This is a genomic window from Rhabdaerophilum sp., assembly GCF_046092605.1.
In the GTDB taxonomy this organism is placed as follows: Bacteria; Pseudomonadota; Alphaproteobacteria; order Rhizobiales; family Beijerinckiaceae; genus Rhabdaerophilum.
In genome coordinates this window covers 1-3,265 of sequence record NZ_JBJTDY010000064.1, presented here as the reverse complement: position 1 = coordinate 3,265, position 3,265 = coordinate 1, and the positions used below count along the sequence as shown (strand labels likewise).

Genomic DNA, 3,265 nt, shown 5'->3' with positions numbered 1-3,265 from the left:
GATATGCTCGATGCAGATCACGCCCTCATGCTCGGCCTTGTGCGCGAGCATGGGCGGGCCCGCGACATCACCGATGGCGTAGATGCCCGGCACATTCGTGCGGCCATAGCCGTCGGTTGTGATACAACCCCTGTCAGTTTTGATGCCAAGAGCCTCAAGGCCAAGGCTCTCAATATTGCCGACCACGCCCACGGCCGAGATCATCCGCTCGGCCGTGATGGTCTGCTTGCCGCCCTTGTCATCCTCGATATGGGCCGTGACGGAATTCGCGCCCTTCTCGACCTTCGTCACCTTCGTGTTGGTGAGTATCTTCATCCCCTGCTTCTCGAAGGACTTGCGGGCGATGGCGGAGATCTCGGCATCCTCCACCGGCATCACCTGCCCCATCACCTCCACCACGGTCACCTCCGCGCCCATGGTGCGGAAGAACGAGGCGAATTCGATGCCGATCGCGCCGGAGCCCATCACGATGAGGCTCTTCGGCATCATCGGCGGCACCATGGCCTCGAAATAGGTCCAGATCAGCTTGCCATCGGGTTCGAGGCCCGGCAGCACGCGGGGACGCGCGCCAGTCGCGACGATGATGTGCTTCGCGGTGTAGGTGCCCGGGCCCTGCACGCCCTTGGGAACCGGGTTCTGCGGCTGCACGGCGGGCTTTTTCGTTTCCGAAACAACCACCTCGCCGGGTTTGCTGATCTTGGCCTCACCCCAGATCACGTCGATCTTGTTCTTCTTCATCAGGAAGCCGACGCCGCCATTGAGGCGTTGGGACACGCCACGCGAGCGCTTCACCACATCGCTCGCGTCGAAGGTGATGTTGCCCTCGATTCTGAGGCCGTAATCCTTCGCGTGCTTCGCATAATGGTAGATCTCGGCGCTTCTCAGCAGGGCTTTCGTCGGGATGCAGCCCCAGTTGAGGCAGATGCCGCCAAGATGCTCGCGCTCCACGATCGCGGTTCTGAACCCGAGCTGCGCGGCGCGGATGGCGGTGACATAGCCGCCCGGCCCGGAGCCGATGATGATGACGTCATAAGCGGACATGGCCTTCTTCCTTTCGTTCGGGCCATGTCCGCGCGCCGTTTCAGGCAGCGACGAGCATGGCGTAGATCTCGTCTTTCAGTTTCATGCGCTGCTTGCGCAGCTGGTCCATCGAGAGATCATCCATCGGCTCCACATGCGTCTCGGCGCGATGCACGGCCCGGTTGATCTCGTGATATTTTTCCGCGAGCTTCGCGAAATGCGCGTTGCCGGTCTTCAGCGCCGTCATTTTGGAAGCGAATTCGGGGAATTCCTCGTGCAGTTCATGCGGGGTGTTGCTCATCCCATCCTCCTTGGCATTGGGGGTGAAACACGCCTGAACGTTACGCCCCTGTTCCTCCTTGATCGCGGTCAATGAGCGAGCAGATTGCGGACGATTGGCGCGAGACCCCGGCCAATTGCGGCGGTGTTCTCGGCATCGAAATGCGCGCCTCGATCGCGAGCGGCCAAGCGACGGTGCTGGCATCGAAGAAGCCGCTGCCGAGTTCCGTCGCAGGCCGGCCGTCGACACCGGCTATCCGCACGCGAACCGGCTCCCGCTTTGCTTGAACAAGTTACGCCCTCAAACCAGCATCCCCATCGGGTTTTCGATATAGCCCTTGAAGGCGGCCATGAGTTCCGCACCCAACGCGCCATCCACCGCGCGATGGTCGGTGGAGAGGGTGACGGACATCACCGTCGCGACCGCCAGCTGGCCGTTCTTCACCACCGGGCGCTGCTCACCCGCGCCCACCGCGAGGATGGTGGCGTGCGGCGGGTTCACAATGGCCGCGAAATCCTTCACCCCGAACATGCCGAGGTTGGAAACCGCCGTGGTGCCGCCCTGATATTCCTCGGGTTTCAGCTTGCGGGCCTTCGCACGCGCCGCGAGATCCTTCATCTCGTTCGAGATGGCGGAGAGTGTCTTGTGGCAGGCATCGCGGATGACCGGCGTGATGAGCCCGCCGGGGATGGATACCGCCACGCCGACATCGGCATGTTTGTGCTTCAGCATGGCGTTGTCAGTCCAGGAGACATTGGCATCCGGCACGGCCTTCAGCGCCATCGCCATGGCCTTGATGACCATGTCGTTGACCGAGAGCTTGTAGGCCGGCTTGCCGTCCTTCACCGGGGCGGCCTTGTTGATCTGCTCGCGCAGCGAGAGCAGCGCATCGAGCTCGCAATCGACCGTCACGTAGAAATGCGGAACGGTCTGCTTCGATTCCAACAGGCGACGCGCGATTGTTTTGCGCATGTTGTCATGCGGCACTTCCTCATAGGAGCCTTCCGCGAAGAGCTTCTTCACCGCATCGGCCGAGGGACCGGAGGCCATTGCTGCCGGGGCCGGAGCGGCGGCCGGAGCGGGCGCCGCTGCACCCGGCATCGGGATGATCCTGGCGCCACCAGGCGAGCCTGCGCCGGACTTGGCGGCCTCGACATCAGCCATCACCACGCGGCCATGCGGGCCAGAGCCCTTCACGGCGGCAAGATCGATGCCCGCTTGCCTGGCGATGCGCCTGGCGAGCGGCGACGCGAAGACGCGCGAGCCTGAAATCGCCGCAGCCGCTGACACCGGAGCCGGTGAAGCAGCGGGAGCCAACGCAGGAGCCGGAGCCGCAACAGGAGCAGGAACCGGTGCAGCTGCCGCGGCCCCGCCGCCGCCGGCCACGGCCTTCGCATCCTCGCCCTCGCCCGCGATGAGTGCGATGAGCTGGTTCACCGGCACATCCTGCGCGCCGGCGGGCACGACGATCTTCGCCAGAATGCCTTCATCGACCGCTTCGACCTCCATCGTGGCCTTGTCGGTCTCGATCTCGGCGATGACATCGCCGGATTTGATCGCATCGCCCTCTTTTTTCAGCCACTTGGCGAGGTTGCCCTTTTCCATCGTGGGCGAGAGGGCGGGCATCAGGATGTTGATGGGCATGGTGTTTCTCCCCGATCCTGATGCTTAGCGATACAAAACGGCTTTCACCGCCGCGACGACCTCGCCGACATTCGGAAGCGCCAACTTTTCGAGGTTGGCGGCATAGGGCATCGGCACATCCTTGCCGGTGATGCGGATGACCGGCGCATCGAGGTACTCGAAGGCCTCTTCCATGATCTTCATGCCGATCTCGGAGCACACGCCCGATTGCGGCCAGCCCTCTTCGATGGCGACGCAGCGGTTCGTCTTCTGGATCGAGCGGACGATTGTCGCGATATCCATCGGGCGGATGGTGCGGAGATCGATGACTTCCGCCTCGAT

5 protein-coding genes are annotated in these 3,265 nt (G+C 63.3%); 1 reads left to right on the top strand and 4 read right to left on the bottom strand.

Annotated features, from left to right (window positions below; translation table 11 throughout):
• Nucleotides 1–1,041, bottom strand: a 1,041-nt coding sequence (gene lpdA, locus ACKODO_RS05590; RefSeq protein ID WP_408982465.1) for a dihydrolipoyl dehydrogenase, incomplete at its 3' end; no start/stop codon positions are given.
• 40 nt (nucleotides 1,042–1,081) lie between these two features.
• A complete protein-coding gene (locus ACKODO_RS05585) occupies nucleotides 1,082–1,321 on the bottom strand; it encodes a YdcH family protein (RefSeq protein WP_408982464.1) in 240 nt (79 codons plus the stop codon).
• A 71-nt stretch (nucleotides 1,322–1,392) separates the two neighbouring features.
• Between ACKODO_RS05585 and ACKODO_RS05580 the strand changes: the two genes are divergently transcribed.
• Entirely contained in the window at nucleotides 1,393–1,587 is a 195-nt protein-coding gene (locus ACKODO_RS05580) for a hypothetical protein (protein ID WP_408982463.1), read from the top strand.
• 13 nt (nucleotides 1,588–1,600) lie between these two features.
• Here the strand turns inward: ACKODO_RS05580 and ACKODO_RS05575 are convergent, their stop codons facing one another.
• A complete protein-coding gene (locus ACKODO_RS05575) occupies nucleotides 1,601–2,944 on the bottom strand; it encodes a pyruvate dehydrogenase complex dihydrolipoamide acetyltransferase (RefSeq protein ID WP_408982462.1) in 1,344 nt (447 codons plus the stop codon).
• A gap of 24 nt (nucleotides 2,945–2,968) precedes the next feature.
• Nucleotides 2,969–3,265, bottom strand: a 297-nt coding sequence (locus ACKODO_RS05570) for a transketolase C-terminal domain-containing protein (RefSeq protein WP_408982461.1), incomplete at its 5' end; no start/stop codon positions are given.